This is a genomic window from Undibacterium sp. Ji50W, assembly GCF_049340445.1.
Taxonomy (GTDB): Bacteria; Pseudomonadota; Gammaproteobacteria; order Burkholderiales; family Burkholderiaceae_D; genus Undibacterium.
Map to the genome: position 1 here is coordinate 1 of NZ_JBMPOX010000093.1, position 255 is coordinate 255.

The window sequence follows — 255 nt, forward strand, 5'->3', positions numbered from 1 at the left end:
TCGCTGCCAACAACAACGGCGGTGTTCTGGCCATCGTGAATGACAACGATACAGCCAATGACACCGGTGCAGCAGCTGGTACAGCTGACACAGCTGGTACAGCACAAGAAAGCGCTGTTGTGATCGATGCCCGTACCCTGAGCGCGACTAGCCGCTTCAGCTACAACGGCGAAGAAGGTGCCACCCGTACAGCCGACCGCATCATCTTCACTGATGCCAACTTCAATGGTACTCACGCTATTGACGGCGGTGCTG

Annotated in this window: 1 protein-coding gene; it reads left to right on the plus strand. The window is 56.5% G+C overall.

The features are described from left to right. Nucleotides 1-255 (plus strand): hypothetical protein (locus ACO0K9_RS28170; RefSeq protein WP_422990723.1); only part of this gene is annotated, 255 nt, incomplete at both ends.